We start from the raw sequence: 23,091 nt of genomic DNA, 5'->3' as shown, positions 1-23,091 counted from the left end.
GAGACACCCGTCATGCCCCGACTCGATACCCGCCCGCGCCTGGCCGATCCGGACGCATTCTACGAAGCGCTGATCGACATGCATCGCGACCTGTCCGACGCGGACAGCCAGCTCGTCAACGCGAAGCTGATCCTGTTGCTCGCGAACCAGATCGGCGACGCCGACGTGTTGCGCGAAGCGATGGCGCTCGCGCGCCAGGGCGTGACGCCGCCCGCGCATCCGGCTGCCGAGGTCGTGCAATGAGCGCGGCGCCGGCCGCCCCGCGCGTGCTCGAAGTCGAGCACGTGATCGACGAGACCCATCGCCCGGGCTTTCACTGGATGCTGCTCGTGCTATGCGGGCTGTGTCTCGTGATCGACGGCTTCGATGCGCAAGCGATGGGTTACGTCGCGCCGAGCGTGATCGCCGAATGGGGCGTGCCGAAGCAGGCGCTCGGGCCCGTGTTCAGCGCGAGCCTGTTCGGGATGCTGCTCGGTGCGCTCGGCTTGTCGGTGCTGGCCGACCGGATCGGGCGGCGCCCGGTGCTGATCGGCTCGACGCTGTTCTTCGCGGTGACGATGCTCGCCACGCCGTTCGCCGGTTCGATTCCGGTGCTGATGGCGCTGCGCTTCGTCACGGGCCTCGGCCTCGGCTGCATCATGCCGAACGCGATGGCGCTGGTCGGCGAGTTCAGCCCGGCCGCGCATCGCGTGAAGCGGATGATGATCGTGTCGTGCGGCTTCACGCTCGGCGCTGCGATCGGCGGCTTCATCAGTGCCGCGCTGATTCCGGCATTCGGCTGGCGCTCGGTGTTCTTCATCGGCGGCGCGGTGCCGTTCGTGCTGACGATCGCGATGCTCGCGCGGCTGCCCGAGTCGCTGCAGTTCCTGGTGCTGAAAGGGCGCGACGTGCAGGCACGTGAATGGCTCGCACGCTTCGCGCCGCAGGCCGGCATCGACGCGAACACGCGGCTCGTCGTGCGCGAGCGCGCCGCGAGCGGCGCCCCGGTCGCCGAGCTGTTCCGCCACGGCCGGCTGCCGGTCACGCTGCTGCTGTGGGCGATCAGCTTCATGAACCTGATCGATCTGTACTTCCTGTCGAACTGGCTGCCGACCGTGATGCGCGACGCGGGTTATTCGCCCGGCACCGCCGTGATCGTCGGCACGGTGCTGCAGACGGGCGGCGTGGTCGGCACGCTGTCGCTCGGCTGGTTCATCGAACGCTATGGCTTCGTGCGCGTGCTGTTCGCCTGCTTCGCGTGCGCGGCCGTATCGGTCGGGCTGATCGGCTCGGTCGCGCATGCGCTGCCGTGGCTGCTGCTCGTCGTGTTTGCGGGCGGGTTCTGCGTGGTCGGCGGGCAGCCGGCCGTGAACGCGCTCGCGGGCCAGTATTACCCGACGTCGCTGCGCTCGACCGGCATCGGCTGGAGCCTCGGCATCGGCCGGATCGGCTCGGTGCTCGGGCCGCTCGTCGGCGGACAACTGATTGCGCTGAACTGGACCAACGGCGCGCTGTTCCATGCGGCCGCAGTGCCGGTGCTGTGCTCGGCGCTGTTCGTCCTCGGTCTGGCCGGCGTAACGCGGCGAAGCGGCGCGCAGGCGCCGAACGCCGCCATGAATTGATGGAGAAAGGAAACGATGACGTTTGACCTGTCGAAACCGGCGATCGCCGGCTACCTGAGCGGTTTCGCGAACGAATTCGCGACCGAGGCGCTGCCCGGCGCGCTGCCGCACGGCCGCAATTCGCCGCAGCGTGCGCCGTACGGCCTGTATGCGGAGCAACTGTCCGGCACCGCGTTTACCGCGCCGCGCGGGCACAACCGCCGCTCGTGGTTGTACCGGATCCGGCCGGCGGCCGTGCATCGGCCGTTCGAGCCGTTCACGGGCCCGCAGCGGCTCGTGTCGGAGTTCGGCGATTCGGCCGACGTGCCGCCGACCCCGCCGAACCAGTTGCGCTGGGATCCGCTGCCGATGCCGGTCGAGCCGACCGATTTCGTCGAAGGGCTCGTGACGATGGCCGGCAACGGCTCGGCGGCCGCGATGAACGGCTGCGCGATTCATCTGTACGCGGCGAACCGCTCGATGCAGGACCGCTTCTTCTACAGTGCCGACGGCGAACTGCTGATCGTGCCGCAGCAGGGGCGGCTCTTCATCGCGACGGAATTCGGCCGGCTCGACGTCGAACCGTTCGAGATCGCGGTGATCCCGCGCGGCGTGCGTTTTTCCGTCACGTTGCCGGACGGCGATGCGCGCGGCTATATCTGCGAGAACTTCGGTGCGCTGCTGCGCCTGCCCGACCTCGGCCCGATCGGCTCGAACGGGCTCGCGAACCCGCGCGACTTCCTGACGCCGCAGGCCGCGTACGAGGATCGCGAAGGCGCGTTCGAGCTCGTCGCCAAGCTGAACGGGCGCCTGTGGCGCGCGGACATCGGCCATTCGCCGTTCGACGTCGTCGCGTGGCACGGCAACTACGCGCCGTACAAATACGATCTGCGCCTGTTCAACACGATCGGCTCGATCAGCTTCGATCACCCGGATCCGTCGATCTTCCTCGTGCTGCAGTCGCAGAGCGACACGCCGGGCGTCGACACGATCGACTTCGTGATCTTCCCGCCGCGCTGGCTTGCGGCCGAGGATACGTTCCGCCCGCCCTGGTTCCACCGCAACGTCGCGAGCGAGTTCATGGGGCTCGTGCACGGCGCGTACGACGCGAAGGCCGAAGGCTTCGTGCCGGGCGGCGCGAGCCTGCACAACTGCATGTCGGGCCACGGGCCGGACGCGGACACGTTCGAGAAGGCGTCCGCGGGCGATACGTCGAAGCCGCACAAGGTCGACGCGACGATGGCGTTCATGTTCGAAACCCGCACGCTGATCCGCCCGACGCGCTATGCGCTCGACACCGCGCAGTTGCAGGCCGATTACTTCGAATGCTGGCAAGGCATCAAGAAACACTTCAATCCGGAGCAACGATGAGCGATACCCAAGACTGGCGCGCGACGCTGGACCCCGCCCGCAAGAGCTGGGTCGACACGGCGAACGATCCCGCCTGCGATTTCCCGATCCAGAACCTGCCGTTCGGGATCTTCAGCGATGCGAAACAGGCGGCACGCCGCGCGGGCGTCGCGCTCGGCGACCAGATCGTCGACCTCGCCGCGCTCGCGCATGCGGGCCTCGTGACGCTGCCGGCCGGCGCCGACGTGTTCGCCGCGCCGACGCTCAACGCGTTCATCGCGCTCGGCCGCGATGCATGGCGCAGCGTGCGCGTGCAGCTGTCGGACCTGTTCTCGCGCGACAACGCACGGCTGCGCGACGACGCCGCGCTGCGCGCGCAAGTGCTCGTCGCGCAGCACGACGCGACGCAGCATCTGCCGGTCGACATTCCCGGCTACACCGATTTCTATTCGTCGAAGGAGCATGCGACCAACGTCGGTTCGATGTTCCGCGATCCGAAGAATGCGCTGCTGCCGAACTGGTCGGAAATGCCGATCGGCTACAACGGCCGCGCGTCGTCGGTGGTCGTGAGCGGCACGCCGGTGCGGCGCCCGAACGGGCAACTGAAGCTGCCCGACCAGGAGCGTCCGGCGTTCGGCGCGTGCCGCAAGCTCGACATCGAACTGGAGACGGGCTTCATCGTCGGCCAGGGCAATGCGCTCGGCGAGCCGATCGCATGCGAGGATGCCGAAGCGCATATCTTCGGGATGGTGCTGCTGAACGACTGGAGCGCGCGCGACATCCAGCAGTGGGAATACGTGCCGCTCGGCCCGTTCAACGCGAAGACCTTCGCGACGACGATCTCGCCGTGGATCGTCACGCTCGACGCGCTCGAGCCGTTCCGCGTCGCGCAGCCCGAACAGTCGCCGCAGCCGCTCGCGTATCTGCAGCACGCGGGCAAGCATGCGTTCGACATCGCGCTGGAAGTGACGCTGCGTGCGGAAGGTGCCGCCGAAGCGACGTCGATCTGCCGCACCAACTTCAAGCACATGTACTGGACGATGGCGCAGCAGCTCGCGCATCACACGGTTGCCGGCTGCAACACGCGCGTGGGTGACCTGATGGGTTCGGGCACGATCAGCGGGCCGACCAGGGATTCGTTCGGCAGCCTGCTGGAACTGACGTGGAACGGCAAGGAGCCGCTCGCGCTGAACGGCGGCGGCAGTCGCGCGTTCATCGAGGACGGCGACGAGCTGACGCTCGCGGGCTGGTGCCAGGGCGACGGCTATCGCGTCGGCTTCGGTGCGTGTGCCGGCAAGATCCTGCCGGCGCGTAGCGCGTAACCGGCAGCGGCGCGATACGTCGCGCGTGATTCGCCGGAGCAGGGCGGCCCGCGTTGTGCGGGCCGTTTTCGTTTGGTTGGCGGGCGGTGGCGATACGCCGATACGCCGACCGGCGCGCGCGAACCTACGCGGGCGTCAGACCGCGCGCCGCAGCGCGGTGCGCCGTTCCCACAGCGCGGCCGCGACGAACGCGGCGACGCACACGACCAGCACGCCGACCAGCGCGTTGCTGCCCAGTTGCTCCATCAACGCGCCCGCCACCAGCGGACCGCCGAAGCTTGCGGCGCTCCACGATGCCGACACGAGCGAACTCGCGGTGACGAGCGCCGAGCCGCGGAAGCGTTCGCCGCATGCGACGAGCGACAGCGTATAGATGCTGCCGGCCGCCGCGCCGAGCACGAACAGCAGCGGCCAGCACAGCCACGGATTCGCGATCACCAACGGCAGCAGCGGCAGGCCCGCGAGCACGATCCAGCCGGCGCCGAGATGCACGCGTTCGCGCCCGAGCTTGTCGGCGAGCCAGCCGATCGGGAATTGCATCGCGGTGTCGCCGAACAGCATGATCGACGCGAGCAGCACGGCGGTCGCGCTCGCGACGCCGTGATCCATCGCGTAGAGCGGCAGCAGCGACAGCGCGAGCGTATCGAACAGCGCGAAGAAGCCGGTGCCGATGATCAGCGCGGGCATGCGCGGCAGCACGGCGAGCCAGCTGTCGTGCGCGGCGTGATGCGCATCGTCGCCGGCGAGCGGCGCGCGCCGGATCGTCGCGAGCGTCGGCAGCGCGAGCAGGAACAGCGCGCCGCAGAGCGCGAAGCGGATGCTCGTCGCGCCGGCGATCTGGCTGACGAGCACGGGGCCCGCCATCTGGAACAGCGTGAAATTGGTCGCGTAGATCGCGACCACGCGACCGCGCGTCGAATCGTCGGCGAGCTGGTTGACCCACGCCTCGCCGATCGTAAACAGCAGCATCAGCGCGGCGCCGCACAGCACGCGCAGCACGCCCCACAGAATCAGGTTCGACGTGAACTGCATCAGCGCGGTGGCGGCGGCGAGCAGCACGACCGACACGACGATCGCACGGCGCGCGCCGATCCGCCGCGCGAGCGCGGTGACGAACGGGACGATCGCGAGGCCGCCAAGCGCCTGCGCGGCGGTCAGCATGCCGACGACGTTGGTGCCGTGTCCGGCCTCGGTCAGCGCGAGCGCGGTGAGCGGCAGCGTGGCGCCGGTCCCGAGACCGACGACCGCGACGCTCAGGATCAGCGCGAGGAAATCACGATTGAGAATGGCTTTCATCGGCCGCGATGCTACACCGCGGGCCCTGAAAGGTCCATGAAGGCCATCAGGATCGAATGGTGTTGCGCGCGCAACGAACGCCGCGGCGCGCGCGGGGCGCCTTGCATCAAATGTATTCGGTCGGCGCGGCCACCGGGCGGCGTTCGAGCGAGGCCGACCACAGCGTGAGCGCAAGCGCGGCGACGGCCATCGCGGTGCCGACCCACGGCAGGTTCACGAGCGACACGCCGGAGCCGATCGCCACCCCGCCGAGCCATGCGCCCGTCGCGTTGCCGAGGTTGAACGCGCCCTGGTTCAGCGTCGACGCGAGATTCGGCGCGTCGCTCGCGCGATCGACGATCATGATCTGCAGCGGCGGTACGATCGCGAACGCGAGGATGCCCCACACGAAGATCGTCGCGAGCGTCGCGAACGGCATGTGCATCGTGCCGGCGAACAGCGCGAGGACGACGCCGATCAGCGCGAGCGTCGCGATCAGCGACGGCATCCGGCGCCAGTCGGCGAGCTTGCCGCCGAGCGTCCCGCCGACGGTCAGGCCGAGGCCGAACAGCAGCAGCACGTAGGTGACCTGATGCGGCGAGAAGCCGGTCACGTCCTCGAGGATCGGCGTGATGTAGGTGAACACGCTGAACAGGCTCGCGGACGCGAGCACGCTGATGCCGAGCACCATCAGCACCTGCGGATGCTTGAGCACGCTGAATTCGCGCGTGATGCTGGTGTCGGGCATCGCGAGGTTCTTCGGCAGGCAGACTGCGAGCGCGGCGGCCGCGGCGATGCCGATGCCGGTGACGGCCCAGAACGTCGCGCGCCAGCCGTACGCCTGGCCGAGTGCGGTGCCGAGCGGCACGCCGAGCACGTTCGCGAGCGTGAGGCCGGTGAACATCAGCGCGATCGCCTGCGCGCGGCGGTTCGGCGCGACAAGGTTGCTCGCGACCACCGAGCCGATCCCGAAGAACGCGCCGTGGCAGAACGCGGTGACGACGCGCGCGGCCATCAGCACCGTATAGCCGGGCGCGATCGCGCAGAACAGGTTGCCCGCGATGAACAGGCCGATCAGCCCCATCAGCGCGCGCTTGCGCGGCATCTTCGCGGTGACGATCGCGAGGATCGGCGCGCCGATCGTCACGCCGAGCGCGTAGCCCGACACGAGCATCCCGGCGGCCGGAATCGACACGCCGAGGTCGCGGGCGACGTTGGGCAGCAGCCCCATGATCACGAACTCGGTGGTACCGATTCCAAAAGCGGCGACGGCAAGAGCGAAAAGAGGTAAAGGCATCGCGGTGGCGGGATACGGAAAGAGCCGCTGCCGGGGCCGACGCAGGATGCGCGGGACGGGCGGGCGGAGGACATCAGCCGCGATTCTACTTCAGTGAAAACCCCTATGCTTGGGGTCAAACCGGATGTTGCCGGCATGCGACGGCAAGGCGGCTGCGGTGCGCCACAGTGTGGGATTTCGCCGGGTTCAGGCGTGTATCGGCCGGGTATGTCGGGTCGGAACAACACCGGCGAGTCGGGCTTGATCGTGCTGCAAACGGTTCGCTCGGTCAGCGGTCGGGGAGTGCCGCGCTCGGTGCGGCGGCGGGGGCTTCGTCTGCTGCGGCGATCCCGGGCGACGATGACGATCCGGCTACGACCGAGGACGTGGTGGACGCGCAATCGGCGGAGGTGGGGGCGGAAGCCGCCGGCGCGTCCCAGCCGTTTTCGAACAGGCACGCTTCGATCGGCATCCGCGCAGCCCAGCGTTCCTCTTCGAGCATCGGCTTCGCGTAGAACGCGTCGACGTGGCCGACGCACAGCACGGCGATCGGCTTCGTGCCGGTCGGCATGCCCAGCAGCGTGCGCAGCGCATCGACGTCGAACAGCGACACCCAACCCATCCCGAGCCCTTCGGCGCGCGCGGCGAGCCACATGTTCTGGATCGCGCACGCGGCGGACGCGAGATCCATCTCCGGCAGCGTGCGGCGGCCAAACACGTGGCGCTCGCGGTCGTCGGTCAGCGCGACGACCAGCAGCTCGCCGCATTCGCGCACGCCTTCGACCTTCAGCCGCATGAATTCGTCCTGTCGTTCGCCGAGCGCGTCGGCGGTCGCGCGGCGCTCGGCGTCGACCAGCGCGTGGATCGCGGTGCGCAATGCGGGATCGGTGATGCGGATGAAGCGCCACGGCTGCATGAAGCCGACGCTCGGCGCGTGGTGCGCGGCGCGCAGCAGCCGAGCGAGCGTGGCCGGATCGACCGGCGCCGGCGTGAAGTGGCGCATGTCGCGCCGTTCGAAGATGGCACGGTAGACCGCGGCAATGGCGGAGTCGTCGAAACGCATGGGCGGCGCAAGCAGGGGGAAATCCGCGCAACGATAGCAGACGCCGCGCGCGCGGCGTTACTTCAGTCGAAACAAAATGACCGATCGTTGACGGATTGCATATACCGGACGCAGAGCGCCGTCAGTCAGCGGCCCGACGTAACGACGTTGGTCGGCGTACCCGCGTGCCATGCCTCGATGTTCAACAGCGTCGTGTGCGCAATTTCGGCGAGCGCCTCGCGTGTGAAGAACGCCTGGTGCGACGTGACGATCACGTTCGGGAACGTCAGCAGGCGCGCGAGCACGTCGTCCTGCAGCGGCAGGTCGGAGTGATCCTCGAAGAAGAGGCCGCTTTCCTCCTCGTACACGTCGAGCCCGAGATGGCCGAGCTGGCCGCTCTTGAGCGCATCGATCAGCGCCTGCGCGTCGACGAGGCCGCCGCGCCCGGTATTGATCAGCATCGCGCCGTGCTTCATCCGCGCGAGCGTCTGCGCATTGATCAGATGGTGCGTCGACGGCAGCAGCGGGCAGTGCAGGCTGACGATGTCGGCATGGCGCAGCAGTTCGTCGAGCTCGACGTAGCGCGCGCCGAATGCGATCAGTTCTTCGTCGTGCGGCGGCATCGAGTGTGCGAGCACGTGCATCCCGAAGCCCATCATGATCTTCGCGAACACGCGGCCGATCAGGCCGGTGCCGATCACGCCGACGGTCTTGCCGTGCAGGTCGAAGCCGAGCAGGCCGTTCAGCGAGAAGTCGCCTTCGCGGGTGCGCGCCACCGCGCGCGGCAGCCGGCGATTGAGCGCGAGGATCAGCGCGACCGCGTGTTCGGCGACCGCATGCGGCGAATACGCGGGCACGCGCACGACCGCGATGCCGAGCCGCTCGGCGGCCGCCAGGTCGACGTGGTTGAAGCCGGCCGAGCGTAGCGCGATCAGGCGCGTGCCGCCGTCGGCGAGCCGTTCGAGCACGGCCGCGTCGACGGTGTCGTTGACGAACGGGCAGACGACGTCATAGCCATGCGCGAGGATCGCGGTTTCCGCGTCGAGGTGCGACGGCTGGAAGTGCAGCCGATAGCCGAACTGCCGGTTGGCGGCGGTAAACGATTCGTCGTCGTATTGCCGGCTGCTGAACAGGATCACGCGCATGCTGCACCTCCGATGGCTGTCGGGGGCAGTTTACTGCAGGCCCGTGACGATATCGGCGCGATCGGGGCCGCGCGGCGTGCGCAGGAAGTCGTAGCTCGTCCGCTCGCGCGCCGCCTGCACGCCGAAATGCTCGAGCGCGTGCTCGACGAAGCTGCGCGTGCGAGCCGGCACGTACTGGCGATTGGGATACACGAGCGACAGTTGCGCGTCCGGGTCGTCCACCCGGTAGCCGGGCAGCAGCCGTACGAGCGTGCCACTCGCCAGTGCGTCGGCGACGCACGATTCGGGCAGCACCGCGATACCCGAGCCGGCCACGGCCGCCGCCTGCACGAGCGCGAGCTGGTTGACCGTGCAGGTCGGGCGCAGCGTGATCGAATGCGTGACGCCGTCGTGGCCAACGAGCTGCCACGCGGGCGCATGCTGATGCGGGGCGAGCGCGACCCAGTCGTGGCCGGGCAGGTCGTCGGGGATGCGCGGCTCGCCGCGGCGTTCGAGATAGGCGGGCGCCGCGCATGCGACGAACGGGTTCGGCGTGAGCGCATGAGCGACCAGCGTCGGGTTGCCGTCGAGCCGGTTGCCCGTGACGATGCCCACGTCGTAGCCCGAATCGAGCACGTCGAGCGGCCCTTCGGCGACGGTGAGCTGCACGCGCAGTTCGGGGTAGCGGTGCCGGAAGCTGCCGACGAGCGGCGTGAGCGCCAGCGGCGACAGCAGGCCCGACGCGACGACGCGCAGCGTGCCGGCCGGCTCGCGCGCCGCATGCGCGACCGACGCCTCGAGGTGATCGAATTCCTCGAGCAGCGCACGGCAGCCGTCGAGGTAGCGCAGCCCCGCCTCGGTCAGCGACAGGTTGCGCGTGGTGCGGTGGATCAACCGCGTATTCAGGTGCGACTCGAGCATCGCGATCGAACGCGTGACGAGCGCATTGGACACGCCTAGATGGTGCGCCGCACGCCGGAAGCTCTGCTGCTCGGCGACGCAGACGAATGCACGCATGGTCTGAATCTGGTTCATGGCTCGCGTATTTCTGGCCCGGTTGATTGATTTATGGTTGTGATTTTTCGTCGCCCGCCCTGGAAAACCGTCGCGCGACTCCGGTTCTCGTTCGTATCGAAAAATCGTTTTTTTGATTCCGCAGACAATTGTTCATGACGGAAGCGATATCCGTCAACCTGAGAAAAGGGGCGGGTTGCGGAAAATCGGATTCGCAGGTATCGCTTAAACGACGCGGGGCCGTGCGGGCTCAATGAAGAGAGCATGCGATGTATTGGGTGCGGGTGCTGGCGTGCTGAAGAATAATCATTAAAAACAGTGTGTTGCATGAGATGTCATGCGCCCGGCACGGTAATGGGCGAAATGGTTAACCAATAGATGCCGTGATAATGGATGTTTTTTAGCACCCCCGGTTTTTGTAGACCGATTGCCCCTGCGTGATTTTTATCATGATGCCGGATATTGCAGTGGGCGCAGGTGCCGTGCTCAACGATCGACATCGGGCAATCATCGCAATATTGCTGGAGTAAATCGCACGGATCGAACCGCAGATGGAACCGATTCGCATGCGGACCGAGATTCCCGGCCAATGCGAAATGCAATCGCGCGGCATGTGCGCGGCCGCTGGCCCGGTCCGTCGACCGGGCCAGCGTCACGGTGTCCGGCCGTGCGTGCCTCTTGCGCGCCGCCGCGGAACGCGGAATGATCAATCAGTTCGCCGTGCCGTGCGGCGGGCGACGTCCCAGCGTTTTCTTCCTTCCATTTTTGCCAGCCATGTCCATCGATTACTCGCCGATTCCCTGTCCCGTCGTCGTGCCGCTCGACGCGATCCTGCCCGAAGAACCGCTGCTGATGATGGGCGCCGGCCCGGTCCCGATCCCGGCCGCCGTCGCGAAGGCGAACACGATCGTGATCAACCACCTCGGCGCGACGATGGCGAAGATCATCGAGCAGGTGAAGGAGATGGCGCGCTACGTGTTCCAGACCCGCACGAAGTGGGTGCTCGGCGTCGCCGGCCCCGGTTCCGCCGCGATGGAAATGGCGATTTCGAACCTCGCGTGGCGCGGCACGCGCGTGCTGTCGATCCGCAACGGCTTCTTCAGCGCGCGGATGGCCGAGATGGCCACGCGCGTCGGTGCCGACGTCGCGACGCTCGAAGTGGCCGACCGTGCGGTCGCGAGCCTCGACGAGATCGCCGACGCGATCGCGCGCGAGCGGCCCGAGATCGTCACGATCGTGCAGGGCGAGACGTCGAACACCGTATGGAACCGCGACCTGCGCGACATCGCGGCGCTCGCGAAGGTGGCCGGCGCGCTGGTCGTCGTCGATGCGGTGTGCACGCTGTCGACGATGCCGCTCGAGATGGACGCGTGGGGCATCGACGCGGTGATCACGGGCGGTCAGAAGGGGCTGTCGTCGATCCCGGGCGTGTCGCTGATCGCGTTTTCGGATGCCGCGTGGGAGCGGATGAAGCATCGTCCGGAGCCGAACGCGCACTGGTGCCTCGACATGGCGCTCGCGGAGAACTTCTGGCACAACGCGGGCTATCACTACACGGCGCCGGTGTCGGGCGTGCTCGCGCTGCACGAGGCGCTGCGGCTCGTCTGCGCGGAGACGCTCGAAAGCCGCTTCGCGCGCCACCTGCGCTGCTCGCTCGCGCTGCAGTCGGGCGTCGAGGCGATGGGGCTCACGCTCTATGCGCCGAAGGACTGCCGGCTCAATTCGGTGGTCGGGATCGAGACGCCGGAAGGGCTGACGCCGGGGATGGTCTGCGGCCATATCTCGAAGCAGTACCAGGTCGAGATCTCGGGCTCGTTTGGTTTGCCGATCGTGCGGATCGGCCAGATGGGCGAGCAGTGTCGCGAACACAACCTGTTCCGCACGCTGCATGCGTTCGGCCGCACGATGGTCGACCTGAAGGTGCCGGTCGACCTGCCGGCCGGTGTGGCGGCGCTCGAGCAGGAACTGTCGCGGCGCGGTACGTAAGCGGGAAGAAGGGCGTGCCGGGTGCGCTGCGCGCAACCGGCCGTTGAGCCGGCGGGCGGCGCTCAGCCGCCCTGCATGGCGCGCCGATACGCGTTCGGCGTCGTGCCGTGCGCGTCGCGAAAACGATGGCTGAAGTGGCCGGCATTCGCATAGCCGCATTCGGCCGAGATCTGCGCGAGCGGCAGCGACGTCGTGCGCAGCAGCAGGCGCGCCCGCGCGAGCCGCTGCTCGGCGACCCACGCATGCGGTGCGCGGCCGAACGACAGCCGGAACATCCGTGAGAAATGGTATTCGGACAGCGCGGCGACATTCGCCAGTTCGCCGAGCGTCAGCGGCTGCGACAGGTAGCTGTCGATATAGTCGCGCACGCGGCGGCGCACGGCCGGCGCGAGCCCGCCGCGGAACGGCACGTCGGTGCGCGTCGTGCTCTGGTCGCGCAGCAGCAGGCTCAGCACGTCGTGGGCGGCTTCGTTGACGCGCAGCCGCCCGTCGGCATCGTCCCAGCGTTCCAGCGCGAGCGACCGGAACTGCGCCGCGACGCGTGCATCCTCGAAATAGGTGCGATCGGCGAGCTTCAGTTCGCGCGGCTCGCGATCGAGCTCGCGGATCGCGCGCTGCGTGAAGTGCTCGGGCAGGAAGTACAGGTGGATGAAGTGCATCTCGCCGCGCACCCACCAGCGCGATTCATGGTCGCCCGGCAGCGCGCACAGCAGGCTCGGCGCGCCGTAGCGCTGCACGCGCTGGCGCTCCGTCCGGTAGCCGCCGTCGAGATAGCACGACAGCGTGTGATGGCCGGGCTGGTCGTAGATCGTCTCGCTTTCGTCGGTGATGCGCGTCCATTCGGCGATCGCGAGATGGTCGCCGAGCCACGCGAAGCGCTCGAGCGTCGCGTTCGCCTCGGCGAGCGTACGGCACACCGACTGCAGGCCGAACGGCAGCGCGCCGCCGGCAAGGGCGACGGCGGGATCGACGGGCGGGGCGTGCAGGGGCGAACTCATGATGCGCCGAGTATAAGCGCGCGCGCGACGCGCCGGGCGGCGGGCCGAAAAAGACCGCAATTCCGGACAATCCACGCGGGCGGCGCGGCCGCATAGTCGGCGTCCGTTTCACTCGATTTCGCTTCATCGCCGCCATGAACCTGTCGCTTTATTTCGTCACCGTGCTGATCTGGGGCACCACCTGGATCGCGATCAAGTGGCAGCTGGGCTCAGTGCCGCCGCCCGTCTCGATCGCGTGGCGCTTCTGGCTCGCGGCCGCCGTGCTGTTCGCGCTGCTGCGCGTGATGCGCCGGCCGGTCCGCCCGCCGCGCGAAGCGTGGCGCTACCTCGTCGCGCAGGGCTTCGCGTTGTTCTGCCTGAACTTCCTGTGCTTCTACTACGCGGAGCAGGTCGTGCCGAGCGGGCTGGTTGCGGTGATCTTCTCGACCGCGCCGCTGCTCAATTCGATCAACGGCCGGCTGTTCATGGGCCGCCCGCTGCGACCGTCCGCGATCGCCGGTGCCTTGCTCGGGCTGACCGGCATCGCGTGCCTCTTCTGGCAGCAGATGGCCGGCCACCTCGACGATCACGCGACCTGGATCGGCCTCGCGATCGCATTCGCGGGCACGATGTGCTTCTCCGTCGGCAACCTGCTGTCGAGCCGGATGCAGTCGATGGGGCTGCACCCGCTCGCGACCAACGGCTGGGCGATGCTGATCGGCGCGGTGATCCTGACCGTCGGCAGCGCGGCGGCCGGAATGCCGTTCATGATCGATCCGAGCCCGCGCTATCTCGGTGCGCTCGTCTATCTCGCCGTGCCGGGTTCGGTGATCGGCTTCACCGCGTACCTGACGCTCGTCGGCCGGATCGGGCCGGAGCGCGCCGCGTACTGCACGGTGTTGTTCCCGATCGTCGCGCTGGCGGTGTCGACGGTGTTCGAGGGCTACCAGTGGTCGCCGCTCGCGGTGGTCGGGCTGCTGCTCGTGCTGGCCGGCAATCTCGTTGCGTTCGATCTGACGAGGCGGCTGTTTCTGCGGGCGGCCTGAACTGGCATGACGCAGGTTGCCGCACGGCATGGCCCGGGGTCATTCGAAATGGTTGACTCAGTTGACTTGGTTTCGATTCGGGGCTAGGCTGGATCCTCCGGCTGTGTCAGGAGGTGAGGATGGTTACGCACGTTCATGCGCTCGAAGGCGCGGATGCGATTCTCGATGTCGAGACCGAGGAGGCACTGCGCAGTGCCGTAGGCGCCGCAACCATGCTCGGTCCCGATCGCGCCCGTGCGCTGCTCAGGTTGTCGGACGAGCAACTGGGGCACCTGTTCAAGGTGGGCATCGCGCAGGTCATCGATCTGGCCGGCACGATCACGTTCGGCATCGCGGCGGCCGCGACGCGCGACAGGAAGCCATCCGGCCGGAAGAAGGGCGCGACGGATACGCGCACCGGTGTCGCCGTCGCCGATCTGGAGCGGCGCGCGCAGGCCGAACGCCACGCGCTGGTTGTCGACGGCAAGCTATTGCCGGCCGCGCAGACCTGGGCCGGGCTCGGCATGACGCGGCAGGCACTCAGCAAGGCAGTGGCATCGGGGCGAATTTTCACGGTCGATGTCGGCACCGCGCAGTACTATCCGGCGTTCTATCTGGCGGGCGATATCGACCGCAAGGTGCTGGGGAGGGTGACCCGGCATCTCGGTGGCTTGCCAGGATGGAGCAAATGGCAGTTCTTCATGACGCCCAAGGCGTCCCTCGGTAATGTCACGCCGCTGGTAGCGCTGTCCCGCGGGAAGGTGGAGGAGGTCGAGCGTGCCGCCACGGCGTTCTCGGAACGCTAGGAGGCGCATTTGCTGACGGTGCCGGGGGAACATTTCGCGAGTGCGACGCTGGCGATCCGCGAGGTGGCGCCGACGGCGCTGGTTCGCATTTCGCGATACGCGACCGGCGAGCCGTACTTCGGCAAGTCAGGCGGCAACCGCTTCGACGATCCGCGCAAGCGGCGGCGGTACGGCACCAGCTATTTCGGTTTCGATCTGCACTGCGCATTCGCCGAGACGGTGCTGCAAGACGAAGTTGCGGATCTGGAGCAGGGCGGCTTTCCGCTCGTGACGACCGAACTCGACCGCTACGTGCTGTCATTTGACGGTACGCCGTTGACCGTGGCCGTCCTGCACGGTTTGTCGCTGAAAAACCTGGGCGGCGACGGTGCGTTGTCGACCATCGTGCCGTACGGCGTTCCGCAGCAGTGGTCGCTTGCCGTATATCGGCATGACCAGCGGGTCGACGGCTTTCTATACATGTCGCGCCATCTCAACACGTCGGAGGCACTCGTGCTTTTCGATCGTGCCACCCCCAAACTCTCGCTCAAGGACGCCGTTCCGTTCCGGCGTCATCCGCAAGCCGTCCGTGTGTTGCAGGACTTCAATGTGTTGCTGCGCTGAACGGCATTGCTCCCATGGCGACGCAACTCAAGCCGCCGCGCCGCGCCCCTCGATCCGCGCCTGCCGCTGGTACAGCACCATCGACAGCGCCACGCCGGCCGCCGCGGCCACGGCCGCGAACAGGAACACCTGCGGATAGCCGAACGCGCCGGCGACATAGCCGGCGAGCGGGCCCGTGATGCCGAGCGACAGGTCGAGGAACACCGAATACGCGGACAGCGCCGCGCCGCGGCTCGCCGGCGGCACCAGCGCGACGGCCTCGACGCCGAGTGCCGGGAAGATCAGCGCGAAGCCGAAACCGGTCAGCGCGGCGCCGATGAGCGCGACGTGCGGCACGGGCGCGAGCCACAGCAGCACGAGGCCCGAGCATTCGAATGCGAACGACACGATCGCGACGCGGAAGCCGCCGTAAGTCTTGATCGTGTTCGCGAACAGCAGGCGCGCGCCGATGAACAGCGTGCCGAACACGGTCAGCGACAGCGCGGCGTTCGGCCAGTGGCGCGCCGCGTAGTACAGCGTGACGAAGGTCGCGATCGAGCCGAAGCCGGCCGAACCGAGCGCGAGGCCGAGGCCGTGCGGCAGCACGCGGGTGAACACGCTCGCATACGACATCCGTTCGCCGTGCACGAGCGGCACGGAATCGATCAGGCGTGCGAGATAGAAGCCGATCGCGGCGAGCGCGATCACGATCACGCCGATCAGCGCCGGATTCAGCGAATGCGCGATCGCGACGCCGACCGGCGCGCCGAGCGCGAGCGCGCCATAGGTGGCGATGCCGTTCCACGAGATCACCTTCGCGTTGTGTGTGACGCCGACCCGGCCGATGCCCCACAGGATCGCACCGGTGCCGCACAGGCTCTCGCCGACGCCGAGCACGAGCCGGCTCGCGACCAGCAGCACGAGACTCCCGACCGGCCAGTGCGCCAGCAGCAGCGCGACGAGCAGCAGCACGCCCGAGATGCCGCAGCCGATCAGCCCGCGCAACACCGTCTGCTTCGGACCGAGCGTATCGGCGAAGCGCCCGGCGAGCGGCCGGGACGCGAGCGTCGCGAAATACTGGACGCTGATCGCGCCGCCCGCGACGATCGCGGAAAAACCGAGGTCGTCATGGACGAAGCCCGGCAGCACCGCGAGCGGCAGGCCGATGGTCAGGTAGCAGATGAACGTGAAGCAGACGACGGACACGATTTGCAGCGTGACGGCGAACCCGCTGCGCGGCGGTGTGGCGGAATCGGTGGACATGGGGTCTGAACGAATGAGCGAAACGAAACGGAAGGCGGCGAAAAACGGAATCGGGATTTTCCCATGGAACCGGTTTTGCTGCATGTACCGTTTAGTTAATGAAGGTCCGTTTTAATCGGCGACAGATCGCTGGCGGACCCATGCGGACGCACGTGAAAACCAGGCGGGGCAACGCGCGGCGGGCGTGCCGGGCGGCCCCGGCGCGCATATCGCGGCAGTTATATGGGCCGCATGCGTGATGGGCTATGGGTTGCGGAATTTGATGGTGATAGCGTGCAAACTGTCAGAAAAACGTCGGTCGAGCGCCAAGCGCAGGCCGCCTTGCCCCCACTTGAAGAATGATAGAGACATGAGTGAGCCGATCCGCTTCTACCATCGTCACGCGGTCCGCGAAGTCAGCGGCGCGGACGTCACCCGCACCGTGCTGCAGTATCTGCGCGAGGACGCGCACTGCACCGGCACCAAGGAAGGCTGCGCGGAAGGCGACTGCGGCGCGTGCACGGTCGTCGTCGGCGAGCTGACCGACACGGGCGCGGTCGCGTTCAAGGCCGTCAACGCGTGCATCCAGTTCCTGCCGACGCTCGACGGCCGTGCGCTGCTGACGGTGGAAGACCTGCGCCAGCCGGACGGTTCGCTGCATCCGGTGCAGCAGGCGATGGTCGACTGCCACGGCTCGCAATGCGGGTTCTGCACGCCCGGCTTCGTGATGTCGATGTGGGCGCTGTACGAGAAGCATGGCCACGAAGGCTGCGGCAGCGCGTGCGCGAAGGCGAAGGACGTGCCGACGCGCACCGAGATCGCCGATGCGCTGACGGGCAACCTGTGCCGCTGCACCGGCTATCGTCCGATCGTCGATGCGGCGGTGCAGATGTTCGACGCACCGGCGCCGTCGGCGCCGGTCGATACGGCCGCGCTGGCTCGCACGCTCGCGTCGCTCAAGCGCGACGATACGTTCGACTACACGACGATCAACGGCGCGCGCTTCGCGGCGCCGCGCACGCTCGACGCGTTGGCCGCACTGAAGACCGAGCGCCCCGACGCGCGCATTCTGGCCGGTAGCACCGACATCGGCCTGTGGGTCACCAAGCAGATGCGCCGGCTCGACGACCTGATCTACGTCGGCCAGATCGCCGAACTGCAGCGCCTCGTGGAGCGCGGCGACTGGATCGAGATCGGCGCGGGCGTGACGGTCGAAAAAGCGTACGCGGCGCTTGCCGGCACGTATCCGGAGCTGACCGAGATGTGGAAGCGCTTCGCGTCGCTGCCGATCCGCAACGCGGGGACGATCGGCGGCAACGTTGCGAACGGCTCGCCGATCGGCGACTCGATGCCGGGCCTGATCGCGCTCGGCGCGCGGGTCGTGCTGCGCGGCGGCGACACGGTGCGCGAGCTGCCGCTCGAGGCGCTCTACACCGGCTATCAGCAAAAGGACATGGCGCCGCACGAATTCGTCATTGGCCTGAAGGTGCCGACCCGCACCGGCGCGCGCGCGAAGCTGCAGTTCCGCACCTACAAGCTGTCGAAGCGGTTCGATTCCGATATCTCCGCCGTGTGCGCGGCGTTCGCGTTCATCGCGGACGGCGATCTGGTACGCGAGCCGCGCATCGCGTTCGGCGGGATGGCCGCCACGCCGAAGCGCGCGACCCACACGGAAGCCGTGCTTGACGGCGCGCAGTGGCACGAAGCCACCGCGCAGGCCGCGATGCAGGCGCTCGAGCGCGACTACCAGCCGCTGTCCGACATGCGTGCGACGAGCGCGTATCGCCTCGATACCGCGAAGAACCTGATGTACCGATTCTGGCTTGAGACGCGCCCGCATGATCCGCTGCCGCCGCAGGCGCTGAACGTGCGTGAAGTGGCCGCCGAAGTTGCCAACGACGCGGCGCGCGTCTGAAGAGGGAGAACACCGAACATGAACCAGCAAGCAGAACCGTTCCTGAGCACCCTCGACCCGCAGGCAGACGCCGCGCAGGTGCACGTGTCACGCGCACACGAATCCGCCCACCTGCACGTGAGCGGACGCGCGACCTACACCGACGACATTCCGATCGTCGCCGGCACGCTGCATGCGGCGCTCGGATTGTCCGCGAAGCCGCACGCGAAGATCGTGTCGATGAACTTCGACGCAGTGCGCGCGACGCCCGGCGTGGTCGCGGTGTTCACGGCCGACGACATCCCCGGCGTCAACGACTGCGGCCCGATCATCCACGACGATCCGGTGCTCGCGAAGGGCATCGTGCAGTTCGTCGGCCAGCCGATGTTCATCGTCGTCGCGACGTCGCACGAAACCGCGCGGCTCGCCGCGCGCCGCGCGCAGGTCGACTACGAAGAGCTGCCCGCGATCCTGACCGCGCAAGAGGCGCGCAAGGCCGAAACCTACGTGATCCCGCCGCTGAAGCTCGCGCGCGGCGACGCGGCCGCGCGGCTGGCCGCCGCGCCGCACCGCGAGTCGGGCGAGATGCTGCTCGGCGGCCAGGAGCAGTTCTACCTGGAAGGGCAGATCGCCTACGCGGTGCCGAAGGACGACGACGGGATGCACGTGTACTGCTCGACGCAGCACCCGAGCGAAATGCAGCACCTCGTCGCGCACGTGCTCGGCGTCGCGTCGCACAACGTGCTGGTCGAATGCCGCCGGATGGGCGGCGGGTTCGGCGGCAAGGAATCGCAGTCGGGCCTGTTCGCGTGCTGCGCGGCGCTCGCCGCGTGGAAGCTGCTGTGCCCGGTGAAGCTGCGTCCGGACCGCGACGACGACATGATGATCACCGGCAAGCGGCACGACTTCCATTACCGCTTCGACGTCGGCTACGACGACGACGGCCGTCTCGACGGCGTCGCGCTCGACATGACGTCGCGCTGCGGTTTCTCGGCCGACCTGTCGGGCCCGGTGATGACGCGCGCGGTGTGCCACTTCGACAACGCGTACTGGCTCGGCGACGTCGACATCGCCGGCTACTGCGGCAAGACCAACACGCAGTCGAACACCGCGTTTCGCGGCTTCGGCGGCCCGCAGGGCGCGTTCGCGATCGAGTACATCCTCGACGACGTCGCGCGTTCGCTCGACCGCGATCCGCTCGACGTGCGCTACGCGAACCTGTACGGCAAGACCGAGCGCAACGTGACGCCTTACGGCCAGACCGTCGAGGACAACGTCCTGCAGGAACTGCTCGGCGAACTCGAAACGACGAGCGACTACCGCGCGCGGCGCGCGGGCGTGCGCGAATTCAACGCGCGCAACACGGTGCTGAAGAAGGGCATCGCGCTCACGCCGGTGAAGTTCGGCATCGCGTTCAACGTCACGCACTTCAACCAGGCCGGCGCGCTGGTGCACATCTATACCGACGGCTCGGTGCTCGTGAACCACGGCGGCACGGAGATGGGGCAGGGGCTCAACACAAAGGTCGCGCAGGTCGTCGCGCACGAGCTCGGCATCCGCTTCGGCCGGATCCGCGTGACGGCGACCGACACGAGCAAGGTTGCCAACACGTCCGCCACGGCGGCGTCGACGGGCTCGGACCTGAACGGCAAGGCCGCGCAGGATGCGGCGCGCCAGTTGCGCGAGCGCCTCGCGGTGTTCGCCGCGAAGCAGTTCGGCGATGGCAAGGTCGATGCGGCCGACGTGAAGTTCGGCAACGACTTCGTGTGGGTCGGCGGCGCGAGCGTGCCGTTCGGCGAGGTGATCGCGAAGGCGTATCTCGCGCGCGTGCAGTTGTGGTCGGACGGCTTCTACGCGACGCCGAAGCTGTACTGGGATCAGTCGAAGCTGCAAGGCCGGCCGTTCTACTACTACTCGTACGGCGCGGCCGTGTCGGAAGTCGTGATCGACACGCTGACCGGCGAAATGCGTACGCTGCGCGTCGATGCGCTGCACGACGTCGGCGCGTCGCTGAACCCGGCGCTCGACGTCGGCCAGGTCGAAGGCGCGTTCATCCAGGGGATGGGCTGGCTCACGACCGAGGAGCTGTGGTGGAACGCGGGCGGCAAGCTGATGACGCATGCGCCGTCCACGTACAAGATCCCGACGGTGAACGACACGCCGCCCGAATTCAACGTGCGGTTGTTCCAGAACCGCAACGTCGAGGACAGCATCCACCGTTCGAAGGCCGTCGGCGAGCCGCCGTTGCTGCTGCCGTTCTCGGTGTTCTTCGCGGTGCGCGATGCGGTGGCCGCGGTCGGCGACTATCGGGTGAATCCGCCGCTCGACGCGCCGGCGACCGGCGAGTCGATCCTGCGTGCGGTGCGTGCAGTGCGTGCGGCGAGCGCCGCCCGGGCAGGCTGAGATGAACGGCCCCACCCACTCGCTGCGTGCCGCGTCGCATGCGCCCGTCGCCGGATGCGACGGCGCGTGTGCAGGCGCATCGGACTACGCGTTCGCGCCAGGCACCGGCCGGCGCAATCGCGCGAGCGCCGCGCCGCCGCCGATGCACATCGTGCTGTTCGGCGCGGGACACGTCGGTCACGCGCTTGTCACGCTGCTCGGCGCATTGCCGTGCGTCGTGCAGTGGGTCGACACGCGCGACGAGCTGTTCCCGGACGAATGTCCGCCGAACGTGCAGCCGGAGCCGACCGACACGCCGGAGGCCGTCGTCGACGCGGCGCCGCCGGGCGCGTACTTCCTCGTGATGACGCACAACCACGCGCTCGACTTCTTGCTCGCCGCGCAGATCATGCGGCGGCGCGACTTCGCGTACTTCGGGATGATCGGCTCGCGCACCAAGCGCGTGAAGTTCGAGCGCCGGCTCGCGGCGCGCGGCGTCGATCCGGTCCGGCTCACGGAGATGGTGTGCCCGATCGGTGTCGCGGGCATCGTCGACAAGGCGCCGGGTGCGATCGCGGTGGCGGTCTGCGCGGAGCTGCTGCAGGCGCGTTCTGGCACGCCGGTTGCCGATGCGAAGGCGGCCGCGGCAGGCCGCATGCGCGACGACGTGAGCTGCGCGCGATGACCGCATGCACGACGCGCACGCACGCGTTTTTGCATACACTGCACGGATTGCGCGGCATGGGGCCGCGCATTTTTTTCGTGCAGGCTCCATGTCCGATCATCAGGTCTATCTCGACGCGCTCGATACGAGCCTCGTCGTCATCGAACGCTGGCTATCCGGCGTCGACACTTCACCCGCCGCGCTCGACGCGCTGATCGCGCCGTTCTCCGACGATTTCACGATGATCATGACCGACGGTCGCGCGTTCGATCGCGACGGCACGCGTGCACTGTTCGCGAAGTTGGGCGGCGTGAAGCCCGGGCTGCGCATCACGTTGTCGGAAATCCGCGTGCTGGCGGCCGATGCGTCGCATGCGGTGCTCACCTATTTCGAGGCGCAGCACGCGGCATCGGGTGAACTGCCCGCGCGTCGCGCGACGGCCGTGTTCGAGCGCGACGCGGCAGGCGTCGTGCGCTGGACCCACCTGCAGGAAACGACCTGCGCGGCGTGAGTGAGCGTCGCGAACCGAAGGCCGGGGTGGCCGCGCGTGTCAGCGCTTGCGGCCGCGCTGCGCCGTCAGTTCGTCGGACACGCTCTGCATCAGCGCGCACAGCCACGCGATGTCGGTCGGGCGATCCGGCTGCGGATGCGTGAGCAGGTAGCTTTTGATGCGCGGAAACGGCACCGGCGGCGTGACGACGACGAGCGGCAGCAGTTGCGCATAGTGCGTCGCGAAGCGGCGCGTCGTCGTGAAGATCAGGTCCGACTGCAACAGCACCTGCGGCACGATGCCGAAGTACGGCAGCGTCGTCACGATCCGTCGCGAGAGACGGGCGCGCGCGAGGCCGATTTCGATCGCGTTGCGCTTGTCGCCGGTGTACGGCGTCGGCGCGACGTGCGCGGCCGACGCGTACGCTTCGCGCGTGAGCGGCGCGCGCGCGAGCGGATGCGCGTCGCGCATCAGGCACACGATCGTGTCGGAGAACAGGTCCTGGCGCGCGAAGTGCGGGTCGGGTTTCGGCCAGTTGCCGATCACGAGATCGAGCGCGCCCGATTCGAGCGCACCCGCATGATCGAGCGCGGGATTCAGCGAATCGATTTCCAGGTGCGCATGCGGCGCCGCGTCGCGAAAGCGCTCGATCAGCGTCGGCATGAAGAAGTCGTTCAGGTAGTCGGGCGCGGCGACGCGGAACGTGCGCCGCGCGGACGACGGATCGAAGTCGCCGTGCGGCGTCGCGATGAAGTCGACTTCGCGCAGCGCGCGCGACGCCGCGCCGAGCAGCGATGCGCCGTATTCGGTCGGCACCATCCCGGATTTGCCGCGCACGAGAATCGGGTCGTTCAGCGTTTCGCGCAGCTTGCGCAGCGCGGTGCTGATCGCGGGCTGGGTCTGGTTCAGCCGCAGCGCGGCCTGCGTGACGCTGCGCTCGAGCAGCAGCGTGCGCAATACGCGCACGAGCCAGATATCGAGCGAGGCGGTACGGTCGTCGTCTTCCATCGGTACGGGTCGATTCGGGGATGCGTAACCTTACCGCAGCCACGCGTTGCCG

21 protein-coding genes are annotated in these 23,091 nt (G+C 68.2%); 12 read left to right on the top strand and 9 right to left on the bottom strand.

All coding sequences use genetic code 11. The features are described from left to right. The first annotated feature begins 12 nt into the window (after positions 1 to 12). The 4 genes from BX604_RS03680 to fahA are packed head-to-tail and all read left to right on the top strand — an operon-like array spanning position 13 to position 4,252. Complete coding sequence (locus tag BX604_RS03680; RefSeq protein ID WP_096504929.1) at positions 13 to 243, top strand: DUF2783 domain-containing protein; 231 nt, start codon at positions 13 to 15, stop codon at positions 241 to 243. Next, positions 240 to 1,601, top strand: coding sequence for an MFS transporter (locus BX604_RS03675; protein WP_098549624.1), 1,362 nt, complete (start codon positions 240 to 242; stop codon positions 1,599 to 1,601). Before BX604_RS03680 ends, BX604_RS03675 begins: the two co-directional genes overlap by 4 nt. A 15-nt stretch (positions 1,602 to 1,616) precedes the next feature. Next, positions 1,617 to 2,951 carry a homogentisate 1,2-dioxygenase gene (gene hmgA, locus BX604_RS03670; RefSeq protein WP_098549623.1) on the top strand — a complete coding sequence of 445 codons (1,335 nt, stop codon included), beginning with the start codon at positions 1,617 to 1,619 and terminating at the stop codon, positions 2,949 to 2,951. Continuing rightward, on the top strand, positions 2,948 to 4,252 hold the full coding sequence (fahA, locus tag BX604_RS03665) for a fumarylacetoacetase (protein ID WP_098549622.1): 1,305 nt from the start codon (positions 2,948 to 2,950) through the stop codon (positions 4,250 to 4,252). The genes hmgA and fahA overlap by 4 nt, the downstream gene beginning before the upstream one ends. Positions 4,253 to 4,387: 135 nt before the next feature. Here fahA and BX604_RS03660 read toward each other — a convergent pair whose 3' ends face one another. From BX604_RS03660 to BX604_RS38885, 6 genes are all read right to left on the bottom strand, one after another. Then, positions 4,388 to 5,548: an MFS transporter gene (locus BX604_RS03660; protein WP_098549621.1), complete on the bottom strand. Its 1,161-nt coding sequence runs from the start codon at positions 5,546 to 5,548 to the stop codon at positions 4,388 to 4,390. A 106-nt stretch (positions 5,549 to 5,654) separates the two neighbouring features. Next, positions 5,655 to 6,824 carry an MFS transporter gene (locus BX604_RS03655; RefSeq protein ID WP_098549620.1) on the bottom strand — a complete coding sequence of 390 codons (1,170 nt, stop codon included), beginning with the start codon at positions 6,822 to 6,824 and terminating at the stop codon, positions 5,655 to 5,657. A 268-nt stretch (positions 6,825 to 7,092) separates the two neighbouring features. Further along, positions 7,093 to 7,866 (bottom strand): 5,6-dimethylbenzimidazole synthase, encoded by a 774-nt coding sequence (gene bluB, locus BX604_RS03650; RefSeq protein WP_098549619.1) that lies wholly within the window; start codon positions 7,864 to 7,866, stop codon positions 7,093 to 7,095. Between the two features lie 125 nt (positions 7,867 to 7,991). Beyond that, a complete protein-coding gene (locus BX604_RS03645) occupies positions 7,992 to 8,990 on the bottom strand; it encodes a 2-hydroxyacid dehydrogenase (RefSeq protein WP_098549618.1) in 999 nt (332 codons plus the stop codon). 30 nt (positions 8,991 to 9,020) lie between these two features. Then, positions 9,021 to 10,004 carry a LysR family transcriptional regulator gene (locus tag BX604_RS03640; RefSeq protein WP_098549617.1) on the bottom strand — a complete coding sequence of 328 codons (984 nt, stop codon included), beginning with the start codon at positions 10,002 to 10,004 and terminating at the stop codon, positions 9,021 to 9,023. 314 nt (positions 10,005 to 10,318) lie between these two features. Continuing rightward, positions 10,319 to 10,693, bottom strand: a complete 375-nt coding sequence (locus tag BX604_RS38885; RefSeq protein ID WP_179894777.1) for a hypothetical protein — start codon at positions 10,691 to 10,693, stop codon at positions 10,319 to 10,321. 64 nt (positions 10,694 to 10,757) lie between these two features. Between BX604_RS38885 and BX604_RS03635 the strand changes: the two genes are divergently transcribed. Then, complete coding sequence (locus BX604_RS03635; protein ID WP_098549616.1) at positions 10,758 to 11,969, top strand: pyridoxal-phosphate-dependent aminotransferase family protein; 1,212 nt, start codon at positions 10,758 to 10,760, stop codon at positions 11,967 to 11,969. 62 nt (positions 11,970 to 12,031) lie between these two features. On the opposite strand, the gene BX604_RS03630 is transcribed toward BX604_RS03635, so the two are convergent. Continuing rightward, complete coding sequence (locus tag BX604_RS03630) at positions 12,032 to 12,967, bottom strand: helix-turn-helix domain-containing protein (RefSeq protein WP_098549615.1); 936 nt, start codon at positions 12,965 to 12,967, stop codon at positions 12,032 to 12,034. A 134-nt stretch (positions 12,968 to 13,101) separates the two neighbouring features. Between BX604_RS03630 and BX604_RS03625 the strand changes: the two genes are divergently transcribed. From BX604_RS03625 to BX604_RS03615, 3 genes are all read left to right on the top strand, one after another. Next, on the top strand, positions 13,102 to 13,992 hold the full coding sequence (locus BX604_RS03625) for a DMT family transporter (protein WP_098549614.1): 891 nt from the start codon (positions 13,102 to 13,104) through the stop codon (positions 13,990 to 13,992). A gap of 119 nt (positions 13,993 to 14,111) precedes the next feature. Next, the gene (locus BX604_RS03620) at positions 14,112 to 14,777 is read left to right on the top strand and encodes a hypothetical protein (RefSeq protein ID WP_098549613.1); all 666 of its coding nucleotides are present in this window, start codon (positions 14,112 to 14,114) and stop codon (positions 14,775 to 14,777) included. A gap of 18 nt (positions 14,778 to 14,795) precedes the next feature. Further along, complete coding sequence (locus BX604_RS03615) at positions 14,796 to 15,380, top strand: RES family NAD+ phosphorylase (protein ID WP_257146376.1); 585 nt, start codon at positions 14,796 to 14,798, stop codon at positions 15,378 to 15,380. A gap of 27 nt (positions 15,381 to 15,407) precedes the next feature. Here BX604_RS03615 and BX604_RS03610 read toward each other — a convergent pair whose 3' ends face one another. Next, positions 15,408 to 16,622: an MFS transporter gene (locus tag BX604_RS03610; protein ID WP_098549611.1), complete on the bottom strand. Its 1,215-nt coding sequence runs from the start codon at positions 16,620 to 16,622 to the stop codon at positions 15,408 to 15,410. Between the two features lie 349 nt (positions 16,623 to 16,971). On the opposite strand from BX604_RS03610, the gene xdhA reads away from it, so the two are divergent. The 4 genes from xdhA (at position 16,972) to BX604_RS03590 (ending at position 22,052) form a co-directional block, all read left to right on the top strand. Beyond that, positions 16,972 to 18,516 carry a xanthine dehydrogenase small subunit gene (gene xdhA, locus BX604_RS03605; protein ID WP_098549610.1) on the top strand — a complete coding sequence of 515 codons (1,545 nt, stop codon included), beginning with the start codon at positions 16,972 to 16,974 and terminating at the stop codon, positions 18,514 to 18,516. Between the two features lie 18 nt (positions 18,517 to 18,534). Next, a complete protein-coding gene (gene xdhB / locus BX604_RS03600) occupies positions 18,535 to 20,898 on the top strand; it encodes a xanthine dehydrogenase molybdopterin binding subunit (protein WP_098549609.1) in 2,364 nt (787 codons plus the stop codon). Position 20,899: 1 nt separating this feature from the next. Continuing rightward, entirely contained in the window at positions 20,900 to 21,562 is a 663-nt protein-coding gene (gene xdhC, locus BX604_RS03595; RefSeq protein ID WP_098552684.1) for a xanthine dehydrogenase accessory protein XdhC, read from the top strand. An 88-nt stretch (positions 21,563 to 21,650) separates the two neighbouring features. After that, on the top strand, positions 21,651 to 22,052 hold the full coding sequence (locus BX604_RS03590; RefSeq protein WP_098549608.1) for a nuclear transport factor 2 family protein: 402 nt from the start codon (positions 21,651 to 21,653) through the stop codon (positions 22,050 to 22,052). 39 nt (positions 22,053 to 22,091) lie between these two features. Here BX604_RS03590 and BX604_RS03585 read toward each other — a convergent pair whose 3' ends face one another. Beyond that, entirely contained in the window at positions 22,092 to 23,039 is a 948-nt protein-coding gene (locus BX604_RS03585; RefSeq protein ID WP_098549607.1) for a LysR family transcriptional regulator, read from the bottom strand. Between the last annotated feature and the right edge of the window lie 52 nt (positions 23,040 to 23,091).

The organism is Burkholderia sp. JKS000303 (assembly GCF_002563755.1).
Classification (GTDB): domain Bacteria; phylum Pseudomonadota; class Gammaproteobacteria; order Burkholderiales; family Burkholderiaceae; genus Burkholderia; species Burkholderia anthina_B.
This window is presented reverse-complemented; position numbering and strand designations above follow the sequence as displayed.

Bases quoted from the DNA above. Each gene is read 5' to 3' on its own strand.
- xdhA (WP_098549610.1), top strand. From the start codon at position 16,972: ATGAGTGAGCCGATCCGCTTCTACCATCGTCACGCGGTCCGCGAAGTC.
- BX604_RS03655 (WP_098549620.1), bottom strand. From the start codon at position 6,824: ATGCCTTTACCTCTTTTCGCTCTTGCCGTCGCCGCTTTTGGAATCGGT.
- BX604_RS03640 (WP_098549617.1), bottom strand. From the start codon at position 10,004: ATGAACCAGATTCAGACCATGCGTGCATTCGTCTGCGTCGCCGAGCAG.
- xdhB (WP_098549609.1), top strand. From the start codon at position 18,535: ATGAACCAGCAAGCAGAACCGTTCCTGAGCACCCTCGACCCGCAGGCA.
- BX604_RS03620 (WP_098549613.1), top strand. From the start codon at position 14,112: ATGGTTACGCACGTTCATGCGCTCGAAGGCGCGGATGCGATTCTCGAT.
- BX604_RS03625 (WP_098549614.1), top strand. From the start codon at position 13,102: ATGAACCTGTCGCTTTATTTCGTCACCGTGCTGATCTGGGGCACCACC.
- bluB (WP_098549619.1), bottom strand. From the start codon at position 7,866: ATGCGTTTCGACGACTCCGCCATTGCCGCGGTCTACCGTGCCATCTTC.
- BX604_RS03630 (WP_098549615.1), bottom strand. From the start codon at position 12,967: ATGAGTTCGCCCCTGCACGCCCCGCCCGTCGATCCCGCCGTCGCCCTT.
- hmgA (WP_098549623.1), top strand. From the start codon at position 1,617: ATGACGTTTGACCTGTCGAAACCGGCGATCGCCGGCTACCTGAGCGGT.
- BX604_RS03610 (WP_098549611.1), bottom strand. From the start codon at position 16,622: ATGTCCACCGATTCCGCCACACCGCCGCGCAGCGGGTTCGCCGTCACG.
- BX604_RS03675 (WP_098549624.1), top strand. From the start codon at position 240: ATGAGCGCGGCGCCGGCCGCCCCGCGCGTGCTCGAAGTCGAGCACGTG.
- BX604_RS03645 (WP_098549618.1), bottom strand. From the start codon at position 8,990: ATGCGCGTGATCCTGTTCAGCAGCCGGCAATACGACGACGAATCGTTT.
- fahA (WP_098549622.1), top strand. From the start codon at position 2,948: ATGAGCGATACCCAAGACTGGCGCGCGACGCTGGACCCCGCCCGCAAG.
- xdhC (WP_098552684.1), top strand. From the start codon at position 20,900: ATGAACGGCCCCACCCACTCGCTGCGTGCCGCGTCGCATGCGCCCGTC.
- BX604_RS03590 (WP_098549608.1), top strand. From the start codon at position 21,651: ATGTCCGATCATCAGGTCTATCTCGACGCGCTCGATACGAGCCTCGTC.
- BX604_RS03680 (WP_096504929.1), top strand. From the start codon at position 13: ATGCCCCGACTCGATACCCGCCCGCGCCTGGCCGATCCGGACGCATTC.
- BX604_RS03635 (WP_098549616.1), top strand. From the start codon at position 10,758: ATGTCCATCGATTACTCGCCGATTCCCTGTCCCGTCGTCGTGCCGCTC.
- BX604_RS03585 (WP_098549607.1), bottom strand. From the start codon at position 23,039: ATGGAAGACGACGACCGTACCGCCTCGCTCGATATCTGGCTCGTGCGC.
- BX604_RS03660 (WP_098549621.1), bottom strand. From the start codon at position 5,548: ATGAAAGCCATTCTCAATCGTGATTTCCTCGCGCTGATCCTGAGCGTC.